Source organism: Paenibacillus sp. FSL W8-0439 (genome assembly GCF_038008995.1).
Taxonomy (GTDB): domain Bacteria; phylum Bacillota; class Bacilli; order Paenibacillales; family Paenibacillaceae; genus Paenibacillus; species Paenibacillus polymyxa.
Map to the genome: position 1 here is coordinate 918,565 of NZ_JBBPAK010000001.1, position 19,574 is coordinate 938,138.

Here is a 19,574-nt window from a genome sequence, read left to right on the forward strand (position 1 = left end):
GGAAAGGGAGTGAGATTCATGGCAACGCCCGTTCATACGAACGCTAATGTACCGACAGGTCAGCCGCCAAAAACTCAGCGTCCGACCAGAAGCCAATGGAGCCGCTTTATTCATTCCAGTCGTACGGCACCGTATGTATTTGTCCTTCCATTTTTACTGTCCTTTGCGCTGTTTTTTGCGTATCCGGTCATCTCGACGGTCATTATGAGCTTTCAGGAAGTCTTGCCTGGGATAACAACTTATGTTGGCCTGGAAAATTATAAGGATTTAATGAATCCTACATTTGGAAAAGCAATATTGAACAGCGTCCTGTACACGCTGCTTACACTGGTCGTGTTGATTCCTCTGCCACTGGTACTGGCGGTATTGCTAAATTCGCCTAAAATGCCGGGTAGAGGGCTGTTTCGCTCCGTAATGTTTATACCCGCACTAACTTCAGTAGTGGTAGCAGGAACAATCTTCCGACTCATGTTCGGGGAATTGGATGGTTCGCTGATGAACTCCCTGTTGGGGATATTCGGTCTTGAGCCTTACAAATGGCTAATGAATGCGAACACCGGCTTTTTAGCGTTGATCGTGTTGGCCTTATGGAGATGGCTGGGGGTAAACATGCTGTACTACATGTCGGGGTTACAGAACATTCCTCCCGAGTTGTATGAAGCTGCTCAGATCGATGGGGCCAGCCGCTTTGATTCATTTTGGCGGATTACGATTCCTATGCTAAAACCCGTGACAATCTACGTATTTACGATCAGTATTTATGCCGGATTGTCCATGTTCACCGAGAGCTATATGCTGTGGAACGGAAACAACTCTCCGAATGATATTGGATTGACGATCGTTGGCTATCTCTATCGCCAAGGTCTGGAACAGAACAGCATGGGCTTTGGAGCAGCGGTAGGGATTGTATTGCTCGTATTCACATTAGTACTGAACCTGATCCAGCTCAAATTTTTTGGCATGTTTCGGAAGGAGGATTAAGCGATGGCTCAGAAACAAAAAGGCCCGTTATCTGCATTTCTCGTTGTCCTGTTCATTCTGTTTGCCGGGTTCGCCCTGTTTCCGCTATTTGCCGTGACGCTTGCCTCATTCAAGCCATCAACGGAGTTGCTGCGCTACGGCTTGAATCTCAAGCTGGAGTGGGCCATCATGTCCTTAAAAAACTATGCGTTTATCTTTCAGGGGACGACGGATTATTTTCAATGGTACTGGAATAGCCTTGTCATTACTATCTTGTTTACGGTGTTATGTCTGATATTGTCCGCGATGGTCGGGTATGGCCTGGAGATGTATCGTTTTAGACTGAAAAATGTGATTTTTACACTGGTGTTGGTCGTGATGATGATCCCGGTAGAAATTATTATGCTGCCACTTTACAAACTCATGATCGGTATGAAGCTGATCAATACGGTATGGGGTGTGATTTTGCCATTTGTCGTCGCACCGATTCCGATCTTTTTCTTCCGTCAATATTTAAGCGGGGTACCCAAGGACTTTATGGATGCTGCACGGGTTGACGGCTGTTCAGAGTATGGTATTTTTGTGCGGATTATGATGCCTCTGATGGCACCTGCCTTTGCGGCAATGGCTATTTTACAAGCTATGAACAGTTGGAATAACTTCCTGTGGCCGATGATCGTATTGCGTACTAACGACATGCTGACACTGCCAATCGGTCTGTCCAGTCTGCTGACGCCATATGGCAACAATTATGATGTGTTGATTGCCGGTTCAGTCCTGGCTATTTTGCCGATTCTCGTCGTGTTTCTGTTCTTCCAGCGTTACTTTATTGAAGGGATGACTGCAGGCGGGGTAAAAGGATAATCATTGCGGTGCTGAATGAGTCGACTGAAGACAAGAAATGTATAGAGTCAGGAAAGGCGGGTCGGGCATTGTCTCGGCCTGTTTTTTTATGAACTCAATGATTTTCATTCTCATTTTCATGACTATCAACTGCACAAGCTATAGGTAAACGTGGTATGATGTTTGAAAGATTTCAAATACAGCACTTTGCATAATTCGATTCCTAACGCTCAAAAGTTTAATATATAGACGAACTAAACCGATTCGATCTATATATTACTGATTTGAAATCGCTCTTGGGATTTATGCAAAATGCTCAATACAGAAATATTCAGGCGGAGCGTGGAGAACCTATGGAACCAACAGAAACCCAGAAAACTGAGCCGGCCACAGCGTCAACCGTTGGCATGGAGGATATTGTACGGGCGCATCATATGCTGCGTGAGGTGATTGTTCGTACACCTTTACAGAGGGATGCCGTCCTATCGGCCAAATATAACTGTAATGTGTATCTGAAGCGAGAGGATCTCCAAGTTGTGCGGTCCTTTAAAATCCGTGGAGCTTACAACATGATCCGCAGCCTAACTCCTGAGCAAATGGAAAAAGGGATCGTGTGCGCGAGTGCGGGTAATCATGCGCAAGGTGTGGCTTTTTCATGTAACGCGCTTGGCATCCACGGTAAAATATTTATGCCGAGCACAACGCCCAATCAGAAGGTGAAGCAGGTACGTCGCTTTGGCGGAGACAGTGTAGAGGTCATTTTGACTGGAGATACGTTTGACGATGCTTATGACGAGGCCATGAAGGTATGCAGCGAACAGGAAATGACCTTTATCCATCCGTTCGATCAACCGAAAATTATTGCGGGCAATGGCACGATTGCGATGGAAGTGATGGAAAGCCTGGATACACCTGCGGACTATATGTTCGTGACGATTGGCGGCGGCGGTTTGGCGGCAGGCGTAGGCACATATGTTAAAACTGTGAATCCGACCACCAAAGTAATCGGTGTAGAACCCCTGGGTGCAGCATCGATGACGGAAGCGATGCGTTTGAACAAGGTCGTTACACTGGAGCACATAGACAAGTTTGTTGACGGGGCTGCGGTGAAGCGAGTGGGTCAGTTAACATATGACATTTGTAAACATACCTTGGATGATATTGTGAAGGTACCGGAAGGCAAGGCATGTACAGCGATTCTGGCGCTGTATAATGAAAATGCGATTGTTGTGGAGCCCGCGGGTTCGCTGCCTGTAGCAGCACTTGATCTGTATCGTGAGCAGATTCAAGGCAAAACAGTAGTCTGTATCGTTAGTGGTGGCAATAACGACATTGATCGTATGCAGGAGATTAAGGAACGCTCCCTGATTTATGAAGGACTAAAACATTATTTCATGGTTAATTTCCCGCAAAGAGCAGGGGCACTGCGTGAGTTTCTTCAGGATGTGCTTGGACCAGACGATGATATCACAAGGTTTGAGTATACGAAAAAGAATGATAAGGAAAACGGCCCGGCGCTGGTCGGCATTGAGTTGTTCCACAAGGAGGACTATCTTCCTTTAATTGAACGGATGAATCGCAAAGGGATTCAATATACGGAATTGAACAAAAATGAGAATCTGTTTAATATGCTAATCTAACAAAGAGCCTACGGGCTCTTTTTTTTGTATGTGCAATGTTATTGTAAAAAGAAAATAAACCATTAGACTGGGAACGGCATTAAGCTACCGGCAGGATAGCTGGTTCGCGAAAAATAATAATGACTACTGTTAGGCGCAATAAGGTACGCCTATTTTTAATCTAGGGTAAGGAAACTACTGTATTACATTTTTGCTTTTAAAATCATGGAATTTTCGTGAAAATAAAAGTTTTTTCCTCTTAATTCACTTCATCCCCCTTTAATCATCCATGTAAAAAAGTGTTTTATTTATATAAGCTTATACGGAAGCGAAAGCTTTTTTAAGCGGCAAAAAATAAATAAAGGAGATTTTTTTCGTGAACTTAAACACTGCTCTTATAAGAAAAGGCGGTGCAAATGTGTCGTCTTCCAAACGTCTCCCGTGGGTCGGGTTGCTGGCTTTAGCCATGGCGGGATTCATCTGCATTCTTACGGAAAGCCTGCCTGCTGGATTACTGCCGCAAATTGCACAGGATCTAGGGGTCACAGAAGCTCTTGCTGGACAATTGGTTACTCTCTATGCGGTTGGATCTCTTCTAGCCGCCATTCCTTTGACAACGGCTACCCGTGGGTGGAGGCGCCGACCGCTTCTGCTGCTGTGCATCATCGGCTTTCTTGTATTTAACACCATCACCGCGTTATCTTCCGTATATGTGCTGACGCTTGTCGCGCGTTTCTTCGCAGGTGTCTCAGCAGGTGTTCTGTGGGGGATGACGGCCGGTTATGCGCGGCGCATGGTGCCTGATTCGCTGAAAGGAAGAGCGATGGCCGTAGCCATGGTCGGCACCCCGCTGGCATTGGCGCTGGGCGTTCCGCTTGGTACTTTTTTCGGAACATATACTGGGTGGCGTCTCATTTTCGGAGCTGTATCATTACTGACTGCAGCCCTTATTGGCTGGGTGCTCTGGAAGGTGCCGGATTATGCAGGTGAGCCTGCCGGTGATCAACTCCCTTTTCACAAGGTTTTCCTGATTCCCGGTGTACGGACGATTCTGTTTGTCGTTTTGGCATGGGTACTAGCTCATAATATTTTGTACACTTATATTGCACCGTATCTTGCGGAAACCGCGTTTGCTCAGCGAGTGGATTTGGTTCTTCTTATTTTCGGAATTACCTCGGTAGTCGGCATTTGGGTGATAGGCATGCTGATTGACCGTTTTCTAAGAATGCTGGTTTTAATCAGCATCACAGGATTTGCTTTGGCTTCTGTAGCCTTGGGAATAGGAATAAATCAACCTGAAATCATCATTCTTGGTGTTACGGCGTGGGGGCTTACGTTTGGCGGGGCAGCCACTTTACTACAAACAGCAATAGCACAAGCTGGGGGAAAAAGCGCAGATATAGCCCAATCGATGCTGGTTACTGCATGGAATGTGGCAATCGGCGGAGGAGGCATTATCGGCGGGCTTCTTCTCGAACTGCTTGGAGCCGGATTTCTTCCGGGCTCATTAATCATCCTGCTGCTTCCCTCTTTGCTTGCAGTTTGGCTAGCTAAAAAGCATGGCTTTCCTTCCTAAAGAAATCCATGAGTATGTGTAACATAAGCAAAAAAATGAATCCGCTGCATGGCGGATTCATTTTTTTGGGATTAGAGAATTACATCTTATGCAAGCAAATTCGTTTCTCCAATGAAATTTTTATAAGCGATCGGTGAAGACATTACGATCAGAGTCGTATAGGTTCCGTATTGATCGCACCGGTTTTCAAACTCTTCCAGCTCCTGGGTTGTTTCCGTAAGGACCTTCAATAAATAATTATGCTCTCCGCTTATCCGGTAACATTCCGTTACCTCCGGTGATGAACGACAAAAATCAAGGAAAGGATAGCAATTCCGGGTCCGAACAAGCATATAGGCTGTGCATTGCTTACCCACTTTTTGCGAAGAAATGACGGTTCGATATTCCTCGATAACCCCCTTTTCTTCCATGCGTTTTACACGTTCCGTTACGGCTGGCTGAGACAGTCCCACCAGCTTTCCTAAATCTGTCATTGATAATCTTGCCTGGTTCTGCAAATGGAGCAGGATGTTTTTATCGATTTCGTCCAAAAAAATCGACTCCTTTGTTTTAAAAGTTATTTCTTTCAAATACCTTTAGAATCATCGAAAATTTCTTTATTTAACTTGTTTGTTTTATGCAAGACGAAAGAAATTATTTATATAATAAACACACTTGCTATAAATAATCAAGTAAATTACAGCAGGAGAGGATGAGAAGCATGAGAAAAATAGATCTGGAATTGCTGCATAAAAGCGTCAATGAGGTAATTGACCACACACTTGAGGAAAAAAGGATTGTGGGTACCGTTGTCCAAATTGCATTAGGCGGAAACCTTGTTTACAACAAACCTGCTGGTTGGGCCGACCGTGAGCAGAAACGACCGATGCAGGAGAATGCTTTGTTTAGATATGCTTCGGTAACCAAGCCGATCGTGTCAACGGCAGCCTTAGTATTAATTTCGCAAGGGAGATTGCAGTTAAACGATCTGGTTGAAAAATGGTTGCCCGCCTTTCGTCCCAAACTGCCAAACGGAAAATATGCCTCCATGACCGTTCACCATCTGATGACCCATACCGCCGGCTTAACCTACCGTTTCTTCCAGGAAGAAAAGGGAACTTATGAGCTTGCCGGGGTATCGGACGGCATGGATCTGGCGGGAATTACACTTGAAGAGAATCTGCAAAGACTCGCTTCTGTCCCACTTCTTTATGAGCCGGGGAAAATGTGGAGGTATTCCATAGCAACAGACGTGCTCGGAGCGGTCATCGAAAAGGTTACAGGAATGCCGCTAAGTGAAGCTGTACGGTTGCTTGTAACTCATCCGCTTTCCATGATGGACACGGATTTCAAGGCCGTGGATACGGACAGATTGACCACGGCTTACGCAGACAGCGCTGGAGAGCCCCGGCGCTTGCAGGATTTTGATACCGTTCCTTTCGTGGAGGGGACGGCAGGTTTCCTCCTTTCACCTAACAGATTTACCGATAAGACAGCTTATCCTTCCGGAGGAGCCGGCATGATTGGCAGCGCAGGAGACTTTCTTAAACTGCTGGAAGCTTTGCGGCAGGGAGGAAATCCGATTCTGCCTCAGGCTCTTGTCGCAGAAATGACAACCAATCAAATTGGTAACCTTGTGATGCCCTATTGGCCGGGGAGAGGCTTTGGACTTGGTTTCACGCTGCTTAAAGACCCAGCGGATGCCAATACACCGGAATCGCCGGGAACGTGGCGGATGGGCGGTACCTATGGTCACTCCTGGTTTGTTGATCCGAGTGAGGAGCTTAGTGTTGTAGCGTTCACCAATACAGCACTTGAAGGAATGTCAGGCAGGTTTACAACGGAGCTGTGCGAATCTGTCTACAAGGGTATTCGAGGAGTTAAGTAAAGAGTAAAAACGTTATCTTGAACAAATATTCGGAATCAACAATTCCAGTCTAAAACTATATTTTCTTCATACAGTTATGCGTAGTTTATGAATTTCTTTTTATTTGAAATAAAGCGTTTACAAAACCGAAGTTAATAGGTTAATATATGTGTAACTTCATAAGCGAAAACACTAACGTAATAGACGTATCACCAGATTTCTCATTATAAGATACTTATTCGGAGGTGCGAAAGAATGTTGAAAGCATGGAAAGAATCAGTACAGGGTAAATTCGCCCGAACAGCGTTTGCTGCCGTAACTTCGGCTGCTTTGTTGCTGTCCGTGGTGCCGTCTACATCAGCCGAGCATTGGGCGTTAACTGGTGATGTGGCAGTACATGATCCGTCCATCACTAAAGAAGGCAATGCATGGTATATTTTCTCGACAGGGCAGGGGATACAAGTTCAAAGATCGGATGACGGGCGAAATTTTTACAGATTGCCGCAAATATTCTTGTCGCCGCCATCATGGTGGAAATCGTATGTACCTAAACAAACCCCAAATGATGTGTGGGCACCGGATGCTCAAAAGTACAATGGACGTGTGTGGGTGTACTATTCCATTTCTACTTTCGGGTCCCGTACTTCGGCCATTGGCTTGACTTCGGCAACGAGCATTGGCGCAGGAAGCTGGAGAGATGATGGACTGGTGCTGCGTACAACGGATTCTGACGATTATAATGCGATTGACCCGAATCTGGTCATTGACGCTTCCGGAAACCCGTGGCTTTCCTTCGGTTCATGGAATACGGGCTTGAAAGTGACTCGACTGGATAAAAATACGATGAAGCCTACGGGCCAGATTTATTCTATTGCTAGACGTACGGCTGGAGGTTTGGAAGCACCGCATGTTACATACCGCAACGGCTACTATTATCTGTTTGCTTCCATTGATAACTGCTGTAAAGGCGTAAATAGTAATTACAAAATCGTTTATGGTCGCTCCACCAGTATTACCGGGCCGTATGTGGACAAGAGCGGAAAAAGCATGATGGACGGCGGTGGAACGATATTGGATGCGGGGAATGATCGCTGGAAGGGACCGGGCGGACAATCTGTCTATAACAACAGTGTGATTGCGCGTCATGCCTATGATGCCACCGATGGCGGAAATCCAAAGCTGCTGATTAGTGATTTGAAATGGGATTCAGCAGGCTGGCCTACGTATTAAATAGCGGATTACTTGAAATCATTCACAGCGATCTCACATAGATATATCTAAAAACTGTTCCTCCTAATGGGGGAACAGTTTTTGGCTTGCAATGTCATAGAAACATGCTATTATGTATCAAGTTGATAATCATTATCATTGACGTTATCGTAATGAGAGCCATGGTGGCTTTCAGGTATGGAGGGAGTGACCTCACCGAATGCAGTCTAAAGACAGCATGGACAAACATACAGCTTCGACAGAGAGGACCGCACCTGAAGTAGCCTCTGTAGCCCGTCCGGTGCTCCGAGCGGGTAGGATTCGGCAGGCGTTGTTGTTTACAGCTTCTGCTGTATTGTTGGCCTTGGCCATATTCGCTGCCATTTCTTTTGGAGCCAAAGACCTGACCGTAAGCACGGTGTGGTCGGCAGTATTTCACTATGATCGTTCGCTGATGACACACAGGATCATTCATGAGCTGCGATTGCCGCGTGTACTCGGTGCAGCTATCATTGGGGCTGCCCTGGCGGTTGCAGGCTCCCTGATACAAGGCATTACACGCAATCCGTTGGGGGATACAGGTGTGCTGGGCATTAACGCAGGAGCGATGTTTGTAGTTGCAGTGAGTTTTGCTTTTTTCCCCGATCTACCTTATGGGACGTTAATTATATTGTCGTTCCTGGGGGCACTGATGAGTACCTTACTGGTATTCGGGCTGGGGGCATCCGCGCCGGGAGGACTGACACCCATGAGACTAACGGTGTCTGGAGCTGTGACAGCAGCCTTGTTAGGTTCCATGACTTCGGGAATTGCGATTTATTTTGATCTAAGTCAGGATCTAGCCTTCTGGTATGCGGGTGGTGTTGCCGGAATCAAATGGTCGCAGCTTAAGATTCTTGCGCCGATTTTGCTTATTGTGATCGCTTGGTCTATGGGGCTCGCACGCTCCATTTCATTGATTTCAATGGGCGATGAGGTAGCATTGAACCTGGGACTAAATCTCAGGCGTATCCGGCTGTTGGGGTTGCTGACTGTGGTGGTCCTGGCTGGGCTATCCGTATCGGCTGCCGGGGCCATCGGCTTTGTAGGCTTGGTCGTTCCACATATTGCCCGCAAGCTGATCGGTGTGGATTATCGCCAGATCGTACCATTGTCTGCATTATTGGGAGCCGTGCTGCTAGTGCTGGCTGATTTGGGAGCGAGAATGGCGAATCCACCGGAGGAGCTAGCTATTGGAATTATGGTGTCTTTTATCGGAGTACCTTTTTTCCTCTTTCTCGCCCGTAAGGAAAGGAGGGAGTTATAGTGAGTCGCTCTCTAGGGACAGGAGACACAAGAACGACCAAGGCTTGGCTCGTTTGCTTAGTATTGGCTGGAATCAGCTTTGCTGTCCTTGTTCTAGGTTTGAATACCGGAACGATTCGTATTCCACCGCTACGCGTGCTGGATACACTGTTTGGCGGCGGGAGCGGACGTGATCATATGGTCCTGTTTGAATACCGTCTGCCGCGGATTGTTGTAACAGTGCTGGCTGGAGCGGGACTGGGTGCAGCCGGGGCAGTCATGCAGGGCTTATCGCGAAACGCACTCGCAGATCCGGGAGTGCTGGGCCTTCATGCGGGGGCTGCGTTGGGTCTGGTAATGTATGTTAGCTTTTTTCGCGATCTGGAAGGATCAGTAGCCTTGTTCATTCCCTTGTTTACCTTTGCAGGAGGTGTCGTTGCGGCGGTACTGATTGTTATGTTGTCCTATAGTGGCAGCAGAGGAATCGTGCCTGTGCGATTGATTCTGTCCGGTATCGGTGTAGCCTCAGGGCTCAGCGCCATAACGCTGTATTGGTCGTTGCGGCTGGATGAGGATACGTACGCATTTACCGCACGTTGGTTGGCTGGCAGCGTATGGGGACGGGATTGGATACATGCAGTGGCTTTACTGCCGTGGATTGTCATCGTATTGCCCTACGTTCTGTCTCAGACACGTAGCCTGAATAATCTGTCGCTGGGTGATGAGACCGCAGCTGGAATTGGTACAAGTGTGAAGCGCCAGCGCTTGATATTGCTTGGCGCAGCAGTGGCTCTATCGAGCGCCAGCGTATCCATGGCCGGAGGCATCGGTTTTATTGGGCTGATTGCGCCTCATCTGGCTCGCCGTCTGGTTGGACCGATGTATCAGCATTTGCTGCCAGTAGCCGCTTTGGTCGGGGTCGTTATTCTGGTCACAGCAGATACGATTGGTCGTTCGGTATTTCAGCCGAATGCGATTCCAGCAGGTGTAGTGGTTGCTGTGGTAGGAGCTCCGTATTTTTTATTCTTGTTGTCCCGAACCAAATGACAATAGGATTAGGTTACATATGAAATCTAAAGCTGCACATGATGCAGCGTGCGGAACAACAACGAAGTAGAAGTTTTGACGATTTAACATTATAAAATAGAGCTTCTATAGTATAGGAGAGAATATTCATGAGAAAAAATAGATTTGAGGGTTCAGGGCTTAAACATTCATGGGTAGCCCTGTCTCTTGTGGCATGCATGATCATGCTGTCCGCTTGTGGACAAGCAGCAGACAAACAGGCTAGCGATACGAAAGCGGACGATAGTGCCCAAACCACCATTAGTGCGGATTCGCGTATTGCCTCAATGTCTATTCATTTGACGAATAATCTGCTGGCATTGGGCATTACTCCAGCAGGTTCAGTTATTGGTGGAGATGTGAAGGATTTTCTGCCCCATGTAAAAGATCGTCTTCAAAATACTCGTAAGCTGGGAGTTGTCACAGACCCTGATATGGAAGCGGTACTGGAGCTTCAACCTGATCATATCTTCCTCGACAAAAAATATTCGGGAACTGATGTGGCCAAGTTTGAAAAAATTGCACCAACCGAGGTTTTTGATTTGGATGAAGGTACATGGAAAGATCAATTGAAAAAAATAGCTGCTATGGTTAAACATGAAGCACAGGCAGACACTTTTCTAAAAGATTATGATACACAGAGGGAACGGGTCAAAAAGCTCATTCATTCCAAAATCGGAGACGGGACTGTCATGGCTGTACGTGTCACAGCGAAAGAAGTTCGTGTCATGGGGATGAAGCGTCCAGTAGGACCGTTATTGTATCAGGACTTAGGCTTGAAGCCAGCCAAAGGTGTGGAAAAGATCAACAAGGCCTACCAGGTTGTATCCCAAGAGGTTTTGCCGGATTATGATGCCGATGCCATCCTGGTTATTATTAGTAAAGGTACGGATGCGCAAAAGGTATACAAGCAGCTGGAGGGGAATACAGTATGGCAAGGACTTAAGGCTGTGAAGCAAGGTCATGTCTACATGCTGGACGGACAGCCTTGGCTGGACTATTCCGCGATGGGGCACAAAATTGCATTGGATAATGCAGAACAACTATTTTCCAAATAAATGCTAAAGTACAGCAAGCCGTATTTCCCATGCATCTTCTTGCAGGTGGGGATACGGTTTTTCTGACGATCCCAAGCTTCAAGTGAGATAGCTGATTGCAAATAAAAAGGAGCTGCTACGATTCCGTTATGAGGCAGCTCCAGCACTGTGAGAATTGCGAGGTTATGAATGTTTTTTACGCAAAAAAATCGGTTTGAGTCCAATAAAGCCAATAGCCGCAAACACTAAATTCATCCATGGTGAGATTTTGAATACCGGCAGCACACTGCGCAGCGCAAGTCCGGCGACAAGAATGACAACAACCAGTACTACATACATCAAAATGGATTTAAAATTCATTTGGGGCTTCACGGGAGCATGGTCTGGTTGTTGTGTCTCCTCGCCTTCTTCAGGACGATCCATGAAATTCATCAGTGCTTCAACCAGCAGAATGGCACCTGCGGCGATGATGATGAGGGTGGAAAGGCTAATTTTTTCAAAAGGTTTGATATCCCCGCCTGTAAATGTGATAAACCAACCGATAATCGCCTGTGTCAAGAAAAACATGGACAAGGCAACCCATGCAATAAGCGTATAATTTTTTGCTTTATTCATTGCTTCCTCCTGCTTTATGATCGTATTCCAAACTGATGGAATCGCCATTTTGTAACAAAGACAGTATACGTGAGGAAACGCCGGATGGCAAAAGGCTTATCCATTATGTATATTACCGCCGCATTCTCCTCAAACTGGATACAGGGTGAGCGCATGGAGCAACCTGAATATAAAACGTTGAGAGGATGTGGCATCATGGAACTGGAGAACCAGGCAGATTATTCGGTCCAAAAACGACTGACAGGTGCTCCGAACGGGAACAGTGGGGGAGCCTTGCTTGCAAACGTGAGTCACCGGAGCGTTCAAGGGACATCTCCAACGTACCGTATATTGGACGATACTGAATTGGCTGAGGACACAGAATTTGCAGGTGAACTGGGTGAACAGAGCTACCGCAGCCTGTGGCATGAGGATCAAAATAACGGCGCCTCTTGTAAACTGGAGTGGGAGGGACGAGTCGAAACCCACCAAATGTTCAGGCACAGCTACGAATAGCAAGTCGTCTACTTTAATGTAGAGATTGCACTCTAATAAGCGAGTAGTATGGCGTTCTCCGACAAGCATTGGGGAGCGCCATTTCTTTACTTCCATATCGGTATGAACTGACAGGTTGACAAGGAAGCAGGGCGATGATAGACTGACTTTACTATAAAACTTATTAAACTTATCGGAATTAAAGTGAATGAATATTCTGGATGGATATTCCACGTTACTATATGAGCTTGAATGATGAAATGCTGTAATGAAGCTTGAAACAGGGGGAATCAGGATGGAACGGCAAATTGGAATTCGTTTTGAAAATGAGGAACTGGCCGCTACAATTCATTATCCAAACCGTACAAATGAGGGAGAGCGTCAAAGACGTGTTCCACTCGTTGTTATTTGCCACGGTTTTGTGGGCAATCGAATCGGAGTCGATCGATTATTTGTCAAGACTGCGCGTGAACTGGCTGAAGGGGGGTATTTTGTACTGCGCTTTGATTTTGCCGGTTGTGGAGAAAGCACTGGTGAATACGGCAAGCAGGGGCTCGAATCCATGATCAATCAGACACGCACCGTGTTGGATTACGCCGTGAATTGCGCGGACATTGACCCGACCAAGGTGACGCTGATCGGTCACAGTTTGGGGGGCGCAGTTGCCCTTCTCACAGCCGTTCGGGACAAGAGAGTACAGAACCTGGTCCTTTGGTCAGCTGTCGGCTATCCGTTCAACGACATTGTCAAAATTACGGAGCGAAGCGTATACGACGAATCTGTTAAAACCGGTCATGCAGACTACCTGGGCTATAGGTTCACACCAGCTTATTTTGAGTCATTAGCTCAATTCCAACCGTTCCAGGAGGCCGTTAAATTTAACGGTGATGTGCTCGTTATTCATGGCACCTCGGATGATATCATTCCTGTGGATTATGCGTTTCTGTTTCAAAAGGTGTTCTGGATGCGTCCGGAAGGACGCTGTGATAAGGAAATTATTTTTCAGGGAGATCACACATTCTCATCAGGTAAAGAGCGGCAACAGCTGATTGACCGCACACTGGAATGGCTGGATGAACAAGAAAATATTCAACGGGATTGGCAGCACTGGATGATCTGATTTCAGGGTGTAACGGTTTGTATTGGAAATTGTGCCTCCGCCGGAGTAAAATGAAAGAGTAACACTATACTGGCGTGTGGAGGTTGGCAGCGATGACATTACCCTCAATTTTTGTTGCGCATGGTTCACCGACACTGGCTGTAGAAAATAACGCATATACCAGTTTTCTTGCAAAGCTGGGCGCGAGCCTGCCCCGACCCAAAGGAATTGTCATTTTTTCCGCGCATTGGGATAGCCCCGATCAATGTATCGGCGCGGATGATCAGCATGCAGCGTTGCACGATTTCTACGGCTTTCCTGAAGAAATGTACACTCTTGATTACCCTGCACCAGGCGATCCAAAGCTGTATGAGGAGATAGGGCATCTGTTCAGTCAGCATAACCTGTTCCACCAGCCGATTCGGAACCGGGGACTGGATCATGGAGCATGGGTGGTTTTGCGGCATATATATCCTGATGCGGACATACCGGTCGTACCCTTATCCATTGATTCACGGCGCGATCCTCAGGAGCAATACGAGATTGGACGGATGCTGGCGCCACTGCGTGATCAAGGGATTTTGATCCTCGGTAGTGGAGGCTTGGTCCACAACTTGCGGACACTCAAGCAGACGAGTGAGCCAGCCGATTGGGCCGTTCAATATGATGACTGGATCGCACAGCAGCTTCAAGACTGGAATTTGCGTCATCTGTTCCAATATGACAAGAAGGCTCCGTATGCCAAGCAGGCGGTTCCTTCGTATGGAATAGAGCATTTTTCACCTTTGTTTTACGTGATGGGAGCTGCCGATCATGATCGCTCCGCGCGTAAGCTTTTTCAGTCGTATGTCCTTGGCTCATTGAGTCTCAATTGTTGGGCTTTTGGTCAAGAAAGTGATCTGTAAATGTAAGAATAAGAACTTCCGAAACCACATGATGTGTGGGGTTGGAAGTTCTTTTGGTCTGTTCCTCTTTGATTAATTAGCAGGCACGTTCTTTTTTAGCCAGGCGGATACTTGCGTAGTTCGCTTATCTTCATTTTGATCTAGTAGTGTCATAAATGCCTTTAGCTTTTGAATGTAGGGACTCTTCGAATCCCTGTTGCGCTGAACGACGAGCTGATATCCTTTTTTGGCATTGGGGCGAATCTTGTTGGTGTCATCATCGAATAATGGTGTATTGTTCGTACCATAAAAAGTATAGAAGAAATAGAGATCATGTAATGATTTGACTGCTTGTGTACGATTGGAATGTGGATATTGGGTTATAAACGACTCTTGCGCCAGCACTCTTCCGGCTAACTGTTGATAACCGATGTGTAAAGCTGCATCCTTGGTAGCCGGCTGTCCAGATTCCGTCGCCATGATGTCAATATAGTCGCGGATATCTGCGGTAATGTTATTTCCGAGTACTTTATATTTCTCATAATTGATGACTGGGTAAAACATGCCTTCTGCGGTTTCAAGTTTGTAGCCGGCATCTCTTGATTGAGTGAGTAGCTTTTTCAGCTTTGTATCACTTGTCCGACTGATTACATTAGTGAACGAATCACCAGGTTTATAGACTTGATTAATCTTAGTTTGAATAGAGGTCGGATATAAGGCCTGTGCATATGAATCCAATTGCTGTTTCTGTGCATTTTCCAAGTGTAGCACTAGGATGGTAGCTTGAGAGGCCGGAATGGATTGGATATGCTTTTGTAAATAAGTGAATGCCTGAGGTAACTTGCCTGGTTGGCGTAGTAGCTGCTCGAAGGTTTTCGAAATATGTTGCACACCTTCTGCTTGAGATATTGTAGTAGATGTCGCTGCTTTGGCTGATGTCGTAGATCCCAATCCGATCGTCTGTACTGTGAAAGTTACTGCTGCGAGCATGAGGTAGGCTTTGGTGATTTTTTTCATGATATAACCCTCCATTGCGTTCTTTGATGTAACTGTAGTGTACAGGGTAAATGTATCGTGAACATTCCATGTTGTATCCAACTTGTAAACGTTTGTGGGGGAAGATGAATCCGAAAAAGGAGTCTCCAAGTCAGAGTGGACTTGAGGACTCCTTTGTTCATTTAAATAGAGGAGGGGCAGCATGGTCACACATACAAGCAGCATAGCTGCACAAAAAAACAACCATTAGCCAGAGGATAACGGTTGTTTTTTGGGTAGTTAAGCTATTTTTCGATTGGGGTCCGTTTGATAAGTATCTTTATTTTTACCAAACAGTCCACGCAGGAAGGGCAGTACCCAACGGTCAAAGCCGATTCTTCCGGCATTTGCACCAGCAACGATAAGGAAGATTTCAACCAGCAGGTAGATTGCATTGGTGCTTACTGTACCCGAGAACAGGAACGAGAAGTTCATAACCATAGCCATCAAAGTAGCCAGTGTAGTCAATGTACCAAGCAGTAGGCCAACCCCGACCAAGAACTCACCCAATGGGATCAGGACGTTGAACAAACCGACATTCGGCAGAGCAAAGGCTTCAAGGAACGATCCCCACCAGCCTTGTACAGCGGGATGATCTCCACCTGTTTTAGCAATGGCCCCCGAGATAAATCCACCTGCGTCGAATCCGCCAGTCAGCTTCTCAAGTCCGTGGGTCATCCATTCATAACCTAGATAAACCCGTACTACAGTCAGCAGCCACATTGCTACTTTGTTCTCACGTAACCAGTTGTTAAACATTTAAACCACTCCTCTTTCTTAATCTATAATGATGGGTTGTATTTCATTTTGTTTGGGATGATCATCTTTGCTACACCTTTATTGTATTAGGTTCAGTTACAGTTATTTGTGATAAAAATCACAAAGTCTAAATATTTTTTTAAATTTTAATGTCTTCAGATAAGTATTCTATAGAGAGGTAATGCCTCAATCAAGACAAAAACAGGAAATAAAGCTTATAATGAGAAAAATAACTATGTGGAGGGATGAACTTGTCCGGGCCCATGTCTCAACGAAATTATTGGCTGCGTGTGATGGCCTCAGCTCTGTTATGCATGACAATGATGTCTTGTTCTGCTTTGTCCAATACGGGTGAATCTGAATCCGTTCCCAAACCGACCCAGCAAGAAACAGAGAAAAAGGTGCTTGAACCGTCTAAGGAGCCATCTGTTCCGGCATTTACAGCTCCGCTTACCGGGCTTCCGGTGGAGCAGTCTGTTATAGAGCGGCCGCTGGCTGTCATGATTAACAATGCTCCGGCTGCGCGTCCACAGGCGGGGCTTAGCCAGGCAGACATGGTATATGAAGTTCTTGCAGAAGGCGGAATTACCCGTTTGGTAGCTTTTTTCCAAAGTCATGGTGGTGATGTGAAGATCGGTCCGGTCCGAAGCATCCGACCGTATTTGATTGAACTGGGCGAAACCTATGGTGCGTTGCCGATACATGCAGGGGGAAGTACAGATGCCTATGCGATTTTACAGCAGCAGCGGAAGGAGCATCTGGACGAGATTTCAAATGGAGGGGCTTACTTCTGGCGAAGCAAAGACCGTCGTCCTCCACATAATTTATACACAGATGTGAGCAGACTGCGTAAAGGAAGCGATAGCAAAGGGTATGTCAAGCAGACGGAGGTTCCAGTATATCGTTATCTTAAAACTGGCGAAACTCCAGTTATGGTGGACGAGAGTGCCGCCTCTTTGCACATCCGATTTTTGTTAAAAAGCTATCGCGTATCTTATACCTATGATCCAGCTGATCAACGATATAAGCGTTTTGTGAACGAAAAGTCACATCTAGATCAAAATAATAATCAACAGCTCTCAGCGGCCAATGTGATTGTGATGAGTACGAGGCATCGAACGTTGGATGATGTAGGTAGACTAAGTGTTGAGCTGGACGGTAGCGGAGAAGCCATGGTGTTTCAACAAGGAAAGCTAATACGTGCTGAATGGCAGCATATATCTGGCGATGCGATTCGGTTTATGAAAAATGGGGTTGAAATCCCGTTAACGCCAGGCACATCCTATATACATGTGGTACCTGCAGATACTTCACTAGCGGAACATGTAACAATAGAAGCAAATTAGAAAACGTAATACTCCTTTTTAGGGAAAAATTGTCGGATAATGACCTTCCATGTCGGGCATTGTATACGTATATCTAGAAATTTGCTTTTACAAACATTACAAAAACATTGATGAGTGTGATAAGATAGCAAAGGTTGTCTATTGCAGTCGAAACAGGTTGCGGATATTTTCGTAAAGGGGTAATCGTTATGAGATTGAAGAAAAAGGATATATTCTTCGAGACGTTGGAAAATATGGCAGATACGATCGTGCAAGCAGCCGATTATTTTGCCCAACATACTTCAAATCTTCAAGATGTGACTTTGTTTACCAATGAGATGAAGAAGTATGAAAATAAGTGTGATGATTACACACACACGATTATTACTGAGTTGAACAAGACCTTCATTACGCCGCTCGAACGCGACGACATCATGGAACTGACAACGACCATGGATGATGTGCTGGACGGTCTTGAAGCGACAGCCTCTCGTTTTTATATGTACAACATTACAGAGCCGGACGAGTATATTGTGCAGTTCGCTGATATTTTGCGTCAATCAGCTTACGAAATTCAAAAGGCTGTACATTTGCTTTCACAGAAAAAATTGCTGGCTATTCGTGAATACACCATTCGCCTGAATGATTTGGAAAATCAGGGGGATGAATTACTGCGTATTTGCATCAAAAACCTGTTTGCAACTGTAACTGATCCTATTGAGCTGATTAAACGCAAAGAATTGTACGAACGCCTTGAAACGACAACGGATTCATGCGAGGATGTTGCAAATATGCTGGAATCCATCATTATGCGTAACTCGTAAGGGAGTCCTTTTACATGGATACAAGTTTACTGGTACTAGGTATTGTTATTTTTCTTGCTCTGGCATTTGATTTTATTAATGGATTTCATGATACGGCGAACGCAATTGCTACTTCGGTCTCGACCCGTGCATTGACGCCGCGACGTGCGATTATTATGGCTGCGGTTATGAACTTTCTCGGAGCGATCTTGTTTACCGGGGTTGCCAAGACCATTGGTGGAAGTGTCGCTGATCCAACCAAGCTTACGAACGGAATTGATATCGTCATTGCGACGTTGATCGCCGCTATTATCTGGAATCTCTTGACTTGGTGGTTCGGTATTCCTTCATCCTCTTCCCATGCATTGATTGGTGCGTTGGCCGGAGCGGTGTATGTAGGTGCAGGACAGGATAAATTAAATTGGAGCGGCTTTATCGGGATTGTTGAGGGTCTTATTTTCTCCCCGCTGATTGCTTTTGTTGTCGGTTACATTGTGATGATGATTTTGAAATACATCTTTGCTTATCGCAGTCCGCATACGGTGAACAAGGGTTTCCGTACCATGCAGGTGATTACGGCAGCTATTCAGTCGTTTACGCATGGTACGAATGATGCTCAGAAGGCGATGGGGATTATCACGTTCGCACTCGTCTCGGCAGGGTATCAAGACCATTTGGAAGTACCTATGTGGGTGAAAATCTCAGCTGCAACAGCCATGGCGCTTGGTACGTCTATTGGGGGCTGGAAGATCATCAAGACGATGGGAACTAAGATTTTTAAAATTGACCCAATCAATGGATTTGCAGCCGACGTTTCGGGGGCTTCCGTTATATTCACAGCTACTTTGCTTCATTTGCCAGTAAGTACCACTCATGCTATTACTTCGGCGATTCTGGGTGTAGGGTCTGCGAAGCGTTTTAGTGCGGTTCGCTGGTCACTAGCTGGCCGTATTGTAATAACCTGGGTAATAACGATTCCAATTTCTGCGCTATTGTCAGGTTTGATATTCAAAATTCTTTTCTAGTTTTCTTCATGGTTTCTAGAAAAAGAACATACAATATAGGATACACAATAAGCTTCCGTCCGCTTTTTGCGGCAGGGGCTTATTGGCATTCTCGGGCAAAAATGCATCTCTAAAGT

At 46.0% G+C, this 19,574-nt stretch carries 19 protein-coding genes; 15 read left to right on the forward strand and 4 right to left on the reverse strand.

Features of this window, described 5'->3' with window-relative positions; translation table 11 throughout:
- Positions 1-18: 18 nt before the first annotated feature.
- From MKX36_RS04145 to MKX36_RS04160, 4 genes are all read left to right on the forward strand, one after another.
- A complete protein-coding gene (locus MKX36_RS04145; RefSeq protein ID WP_016819793.1) occupies positions 19-981 on the forward strand; it encodes a carbohydrate ABC transporter permease in 963 nt (320 codons plus the stop codon).
- Positions 982-984: 3 nt separating this feature from the next.
- Positions 985-1,824, forward strand: a complete 840-nt coding sequence (locus MKX36_RS04150; RefSeq protein WP_016819794.1) for a carbohydrate ABC transporter permease — start codon at positions 985-987, stop codon at positions 1,822-1,824.
- 332 nt (positions 1,825-2,156) lie between these two features.
- Positions 2,157-3,443, forward strand: coding sequence for a threonine ammonia-lyase IlvA (ilvA, locus tag MKX36_RS04155; RefSeq protein ID WP_031462902.1), 1,287 nt, complete (start codon positions 2,157-2,159; stop codon positions 3,441-3,443).
- Between the two features lie 355 nt (positions 3,444-3,798).
- Positions 3,799-4,998 carry an MFS transporter gene (locus MKX36_RS04160; protein ID WP_290403576.1) on the forward strand — a complete coding sequence of 400 codons (1,200 nt, stop codon included), beginning with the start codon at positions 3,799-3,801 and terminating at the stop codon, positions 4,996-4,998.
- 86 nt (positions 4,999-5,084) lie between these two features.
- Here MKX36_RS04160 and MKX36_RS04165 read toward each other — a convergent pair whose 3' ends face one another.
- A complete protein-coding gene (locus tag MKX36_RS04165) occupies positions 5,085-5,528 on the reverse strand; it encodes an Lrp/AsnC family transcriptional regulator (protein ID WP_017426192.1) in 444 nt (147 codons plus the stop codon).
- 170 nt (positions 5,529-5,698) lie between these two features.
- Here MKX36_RS04165 and MKX36_RS04170 point away from each other — a divergent pair, with 170 nt between their 5' ends.
- The 5 genes from MKX36_RS04170 to MKX36_RS04190 all read left to right on the forward strand — a co-directional run bounded on the left by MKX36_RS04170 (position 5,699) and on the right by MKX36_RS04190 (position 11,460).
- Complete coding sequence (locus tag MKX36_RS04170; RefSeq protein WP_025364057.1) at positions 5,699-6,865, forward strand: serine hydrolase domain-containing protein; 1,167 nt, start codon at positions 5,699-5,701, stop codon at positions 6,863-6,865.
- Positions 6,866-7,099: 234 nt separating this feature from the next.
- Entirely contained in the window at positions 7,100-8,074 is a 975-nt protein-coding gene (locus MKX36_RS04175; RefSeq protein WP_340864259.1) for a glycoside hydrolase family 43 protein, read from the forward strand.
- Between the two features lie 217 nt (positions 8,075-8,291).
- On the forward strand, positions 8,292-9,359 hold the full coding sequence (locus tag MKX36_RS04180) for a FecCD family ABC transporter permease (protein WP_371317303.1): 1,068 nt from the start codon (positions 8,292-8,294) through the stop codon (positions 9,357-9,359).
- Positions 9,359-10,384 (forward strand): FecCD family ABC transporter permease, encoded by a 1,026-nt coding sequence (locus MKX36_RS04185; RefSeq protein WP_340864260.1) that lies wholly within the window; start codon positions 9,359-9,361, stop codon positions 10,382-10,384. The genes MKX36_RS04180 and MKX36_RS04185 overlap by 1 nt, the downstream gene beginning before the upstream one ends.
- A 128-nt stretch (positions 10,385-10,512) precedes the next feature.
- Positions 10,513-11,460, forward strand: coding sequence for an ABC transporter substrate-binding protein (locus tag MKX36_RS04190; RefSeq protein WP_340864261.1), 948 nt, complete (start codon positions 10,513-10,515; stop codon positions 11,458-11,460).
- A 162-nt stretch (positions 11,461-11,622) separates the two neighbouring features.
- On the opposite strand, the gene MKX36_RS04195 is transcribed toward MKX36_RS04190, so the two are convergent.
- Positions 11,623-12,054, reverse strand: coding sequence for a hypothetical protein (locus tag MKX36_RS04195; RefSeq protein WP_017426198.1), 432 nt, complete (start codon positions 12,052-12,054; stop codon positions 11,623-11,625).
- Between the two features lie 195 nt (positions 12,055-12,249).
- Between MKX36_RS04195 and MKX36_RS04200 the strand changes: the two genes are divergently transcribed.
- The 3 genes from MKX36_RS04200 (at position 12,250) to MKX36_RS04210 (ending at position 14,532) form a co-directional block, all read left to right on the forward strand.
- Complete coding sequence (locus MKX36_RS04200; RefSeq protein WP_025364061.1) at positions 12,250-12,549, forward strand: hypothetical protein; 300 nt, start codon at positions 12,250-12,252, stop codon at positions 12,547-12,549.
- Positions 12,550-12,823: 274 nt separating this feature from the next.
- Positions 12,824-13,648, forward strand: a complete 825-nt coding sequence (locus MKX36_RS04205; RefSeq protein WP_340864262.1) for an alpha/beta hydrolase — start codon at positions 12,824-12,826, stop codon at positions 13,646-13,648.
- A 92-nt stretch (positions 13,649-13,740) separates the two neighbouring features.
- The gene (locus tag MKX36_RS04210; protein ID WP_340864263.1) at positions 13,741-14,532 is read left to right on the forward strand and encodes a dioxygenase family protein; all 792 of its coding nucleotides are present in this window, start codon (positions 13,741-13,743) and stop codon (positions 14,530-14,532) included.
- 72 nt (positions 14,533-14,604) lie between these two features.
- On the opposite strand, the gene MKX36_RS04215 is transcribed toward MKX36_RS04210, so the two are convergent.
- Both MKX36_RS04215 and MKX36_RS04220 read right to left on the reverse strand, forming a co-directional pair.
- On the reverse strand, positions 14,605-15,528 hold the full coding sequence (locus MKX36_RS04215) for a hypothetical protein (RefSeq protein WP_340864264.1): 924 nt from the start codon (positions 15,526-15,528) through the stop codon (positions 14,605-14,607).
- Positions 15,529-15,786: 258 nt separating this feature from the next.
- On the reverse strand, positions 15,787-16,305 hold the full coding sequence (locus tag MKX36_RS04220; RefSeq protein WP_013369513.1) for a DoxX family membrane protein: 519 nt from the start codon (positions 16,303-16,305) through the stop codon (positions 15,787-15,789).
- A gap of 251 nt (positions 16,306-16,556) precedes the next feature.
- On the opposite strand from MKX36_RS04220, the gene MKX36_RS04225 reads away from it, so the two are divergent.
- The 3 genes from MKX36_RS04225 (at position 16,557) to MKX36_RS04235 (ending at position 19,458) form a co-directional block, all read left to right on the forward strand.
- Positions 16,557-17,651, forward strand: coding sequence for a DUF3048 domain-containing protein (locus tag MKX36_RS04225; RefSeq protein WP_340864265.1), 1,095 nt, complete (start codon positions 16,557-16,559; stop codon positions 17,649-17,651).
- A 188-nt stretch (positions 17,652-17,839) separates the two neighbouring features.
- Positions 17,840-18,454 carry a DUF47 domain-containing protein gene (locus MKX36_RS04230; RefSeq protein WP_007428879.1) on the forward strand — a complete coding sequence of 205 codons (615 nt, stop codon included), beginning with the start codon at positions 17,840-17,842 and terminating at the stop codon, positions 18,452-18,454.
- 14 nt (positions 18,455-18,468) lie between these two features.
- Positions 18,469-19,458 (forward strand): inorganic phosphate transporter, encoded by a 990-nt coding sequence (locus MKX36_RS04235; protein ID WP_016819805.1) that lies wholly within the window; start codon positions 18,469-18,471, stop codon positions 19,456-19,458.
- The last annotated feature ends 116 nt before the right edge of the window (positions 19,459-19,574 follow it).